This window comes from Streptomyces sp. NPDC046900 (assembly GCF_040644975.1).
GTDB lineage: Bacteria > Actinomycetota > Actinomycetes > Streptomycetales > Streptomycetaceae > Streptomyces.
This window is the reverse complement of record NZ_JBEYXD010000203.1, coordinates 1-4,364: the sequence shown is the minus strand read 5'-3', so window position 1 is coordinate 4,364 and position 4,364 is coordinate 1. Positions and strand designations below refer to the sequence as shown.

Here is a 4,364-nt window from a genome sequence, read left to right as displayed (position 1 = left end):
CGGCAGACCCGCACACCCGGCAGCCCCCAACGGCCACCGGGCACCCACCCCTGCCCACACCCGCCCTGACCTGCTGCTATTTACGCGTCAGAGGATATTTCATCATCGCCGGAGATGACCGGATGACCGCCAGTGCGCCCGCCTGTACCGGCAGCAAGCACGACCGGAACACTCGGATCTTCGACGAATGCATGGATGCACTTGAACCCTGGAGGGCACCGGCCGCACGCCCACCATCGGCGCGATCTCGGCCCGCGCCGCGCCACTGAGCACCGTCGTCACAGACTCCGGCGCCGACTGCGCATCCAAGCCGGGTCGGCAACTCGACGTCCGGCGCCATCGACTGCGCAAGCCGCGCCTGCGCAGTCGTCGCGTCGCCCGCACTGCTGCGCGACCAGACGCCGAGGAACAGCTGCGCATAGCCGCCCGGGTCGGCGGCGGACGCGGTGCGCACGGCGGTGGGCTTGCTCGCGGGGGCCGCCATGACCGTGGTCGGGGTAGAGGCGACAGCGACACACAGGGCGACAGGGCCGGCCGCGATCGCGGTCAGAACAGCCAGGCGTGAGGTGGTGGCTCCGTCGTCCCCTTCCACGTTGCGACGATCAGTTGAATTTGCCGAGGGTCCCGTTGTCGATGTGGACGGTGCGGGTGGCTAGACGCCGGAGGGCGGGTCGGTGGGTGGTCATGATGACGGTGCGGCCGTGGACGAGTCGGGTGAGTGCGCGGATGACGAGTTGCTCGGCTGTGTGGTCCAGTCCGGTGGTGGGTTCGTCGAGCAGGACGACGGGTGCGTTGAGGAGCAGGGCGCGGGCGATGCCGATGCGTTGGCGTTGGCCGCCGGACAGTCCGGTGCCGTGGTCTCCGATGGTGGTGTTGAGGCCGTCGGGCAGTTCGGAGGCGAACTGTGTGACCAGTGCCGCTTCGGCGGCCGAGGCGACTTCTTCGGGGTCGGCCTCGGGCCGTGCGTAGCGGAGGTTGTCGGCCAGGGTGCCGGAGAACAGGAAGGTGTCCTGCAGCACGACGGCGACTTGCCGGCGCAGCCAGGGGCGGGGGAGTTGGGCGATGGGTAGCCCGTCGAGCAGCAGTTGGCCCTCTGTGAGGGAATACAGTCCGGCGACGAGGGCGAGCACGGTGGTTTTGCCGGCGCCGTTGGGGCCCAGCAGCATGACGCGTTCGCCGGGGTGGATGATGAGGTTGAGGCGGTGGAGTACGGGGCCGCGGCCGTAGTCGAGGCTGCCGTCGTACAGGTCGATGCGGCCGGTGGCGCGGTGGGGCAGCGGACGTGAGGGGGTCGGCGAGACAAGTGGCTGGTCGAGGATGGCGGCGACGCGTTCGGCGGAGGCGGCTCCTTGGGTGAAGGTCAGTGCCAGACGGGACAGTGAGCGCATCGGTTTGACCATGTCGCGCATGTAGCTTGCCACGACGACCAGGAGTCCGACGCTCCACCAGTGGCTGAGGACGCCGAAGCCGCCGACCCAGAGGAGCACCGCGGTGCCGACCGCCGTGGCGGCCTCCAGCAGCGGCGTGAACCGGGCGCGGAGTTCGACCGACTGCAGTCCTGCGTTCAGTGCGCTGGTGTTGTCGGTGGCGAAGCGGGCGTCGTGAAGGTCATGGCGGCCGAAGGCGTGGACGGTGCGGATGCCCTGCAATGACTCGGCGACGTAGCCGGCGAGGCGGCCTTCGGCGGCGCGCTGGTGGCGTGCGGCCTGGCGGGTCAGCCGCGTGTAGCGGGCGGCGGTGATGAACACCAGGGGGGCGCAGCTGATGGCGATCAGGCCCAGCCGCCAGTCGACCGTGAGCAGGACGGCGGCGAAGCCGGCGGTGGACAGGAGTCCGGGCAGCAGGGTGGAGAACAGGTCCACCAGCCCGTCTTCGATCCGGTCGGTGTCGGTGGAGATGCGGCTGGTGAGTTCACCGACGGCCTGCCGGTCGTGGAAGGCCATGGGCAGCCGCTGCAGGTGGGCGAAGACGTCCGTGCGGATGGTCGCGGTGATCCGTTCGCCTGCGCTGTTCATGACGCGGTCGCCGAGGTAGTCGAATGTGCCGGAGGCCAGTGTGATGACCAGTACGGCGACCGCCGCCGCGGTCAGCATGGCGAGGGCGGAGTCACCAAGGGGGGATACCAGCCTTGCCAGCGCCCCATGGGAGTGGCCGCCGCGCAGGACGTCGTCGATGACCAGGGCCAGTGGCCAGGGCTGGGCGAGGTCGGCCACCAGTTCGGCCACGCGGAAGCCCACCCCGAGCAGGAGCATGCGCAGGTGCACTCGCCCGTAGCTGCGGAACCGCCACAGTTGTCGCAGGAGTCCGAAGTCCGCCGGGTGACCACTCATCTGTGCGCCTGGTCGACGGCCCGGCGGCGGGCGGCCTCGGTCAGTTCGGTGTTGCTCGCGTTCGGCCGGATACCGTGTTCCGCCATGGCGGCCAGCACCGTCGGAGCGAGCTGGGTGTCGGCGTGCGCCATGGCGGCGAGAAGCCGGGAGAAGTCCCGACGGCTGTGCAGCGCTTCGTGGGTGCGGGTGAAGGGTGTTGCGTCCCCGAGCAGCTCCAGGCCGCGCACAAGCAGCGCGTCGAAGCGGACGGGATCGGCACCGAAGGCGGCAACGCGCTCGCGGGAGGTCCAGCAGGCCGAGGCCCATAGGGTGCCATCGGCGTGCGGGTCCCCGTCGTTGCCGCCGCGGAAGTACGCCATCGTCCAGTGGCCATCCAGCTTGCGACGCCGCTGGTCCCGCTCCGCGATGGTGCGGCGGTGCCAGCCGTAGATGTCGGGGGTGCCCAGCAGCGCGGCGGTGAACACGTCCGCGGTGCCTTCGTCCAGCGCGATCTTCTTGTTGGTCTGCTCGCGCGGCGGGCGCAGCCTGTTGAGGCGGAAATCCGCGGTGTGCCGACACAGATGGTGTCCCACCTCGTGGTAGATGATCGCCGCGTTGTGTGCCGGGGCGTGGAAATACTGTGTGCCCTTCGCCGGGGTGAGGAAACGGGCGCCTCCCCCGAGATGGATCTCCCCGTCCGGCACGACGGGTTTGCTCTCCAGCGCCATCGCCCGCCCCGGCAGCCGGTAGTGGCCGCCACCCCAGCGGCGGGGCTGGTCGTGCATCCCGATTCTCACCACCAGGTGCGGAAGCGGTCGCTGAAGCAGTCCGGCGAAGTACCTCAGGGCGCGCTGGAGATGGAAGGCCGTATTGACCAGTCCGAACGCGCGGGCCTGCCGGTCAGCCTCCGCCCCGGCCAGCGGACCGCCGCCTCCGGCTGGATCGAAGGCCAGTGCACGGTTGTTGAACAGCTGGCCCCCTCGCACGTCTTGGACACTCGCCTCGGGCAGTACCAGCTCTGCGGGTCCGCAGCGCACCACCTCGATGTCAACGTCCCCGATCCGCCCGGGGCCCGGGTTTCCGTCCGGGAGATAGACCATGGCCCGTGTCATAGGCCCGGCTCTTGTGTTCGGCAGCCGCCCGCCGGTTCACCGGGTTCCTCCGAGGATGCCCCGGCCTTCAGGCCGGGGAGGAATCGGCCTCCTGTGGAGCAGGACAGAAATAGGGGTTTCGTCTCCAGGGCGAAGGACCGTCCACCCGCGTCGAGGTGAGCGAGCCCGTGGTGATCAAGAGGTCTCAAGTGTCAGTCCTCCCGGGTAGGTTCGGTTGCATGACGACAGACGCGACGACGGAGGGGGCCGGGCATGCCCGGTACTCCTTTCGTGTGCGCCTGTCGGCTACCGCGCGGCGCGCACTTGAAGCGGAGTGGGACCGCTGCCGGTGGCTCTGGAATGAATGCGTGGCCAAGTCGAAGCAGGTCCACCGGCAGAGCAAGGAGTCCGGTGAGAAGCTGACGTGTGGTCCGGCGCAGTTGGACAGGATGCTGACCGAGGCCCGCGGGGTGACACCGTGGCTGGGTGCTGGTGCCTCGGTGCCGCAGCAGCAGGTGATTCGGGACTTCGCCAAGTCGCGGGCGAAGGCGTTGAAGGACGTCAAGGACGGGCTTGCGCAGCACCGCCGGGCCGGGATGCCCCGCTTCAAGCGCAAGCGGGACAGCCGCCCGAGCCTGAACTACACGAAGCGGGGTTTCCGTCTGAAGGACGGTCGTCTGCACCTTGCGGGCCAGATCGTGGTGAGCGTGGTGTGGTCGCGGGCTCTTCCGGCTGAGCCGTCGAGTGTGCGCGTGTACCAGGACACGCTCGGGCACTGGTACGCCTCCTTCGTCGCCCCGGCCCGGGTCGAACCGCTTGTGGAGACCGGCCGCGTCCTGGGCGTCGACTGGGGTGTGAAGGAGACGGCCACCACCACGGATGACGCCTACGATCTCCCGCATGCCGAGCACGGCAAGCGGTCCGCTCAGCGGCTCGCGAAGTACCAGCGGATGATGGCCCGGCG

General features: G+C 69.5%; 4 protein-coding genes. 1 reads left to right on the top strand and 3 read right to left on the bottom strand.

All coding sequences use genetic code 11. The annotated features are described in order from the left end of the window. Positions 1-76: 76 nt before the first annotated feature. The 3 genes from ABZ904_RS50700 to ABZ904_RS50690 are packed head-to-tail and all read right to left on the bottom strand — an operon-like array spanning position 77 to position 3,409. Entirely contained in the window at positions 77-592 is a 516-nt protein-coding gene (locus ABZ904_RS50700) for a hypothetical protein (protein WP_361831071.1), read from the bottom strand. 10 nt (positions 593-602) lie between these two features. Then, the gene (locus ABZ904_RS50695) at positions 603-2,330 is read right to left on the bottom strand and encodes an ABC transporter ATP-binding protein (protein ID WP_361831068.1); all 1,728 of its coding nucleotides are present in this window, start codon (positions 2,328-2,330) and stop codon (positions 603-605) included. Then, positions 2,327-3,409 (bottom strand): hypothetical protein, encoded by a 1,083-nt coding sequence (locus ABZ904_RS50690; RefSeq protein ID WP_361831065.1) that lies wholly within the window; start codon positions 3,407-3,409, stop codon positions 2,327-2,329. The genes ABZ904_RS50695 and ABZ904_RS50690 overlap by 4 nt, the downstream gene beginning before the upstream one ends. A 230-nt stretch (positions 3,410-3,639) precedes the next feature. On the opposite strand from ABZ904_RS50690, the gene ABZ904_RS50685 reads away from it, so the two are divergent. After that, positions 3,640-4,364 (top strand): transposase (locus ABZ904_RS50685; protein WP_361831062.1); only part of this gene is annotated, 725 nt, incomplete at its 3' end.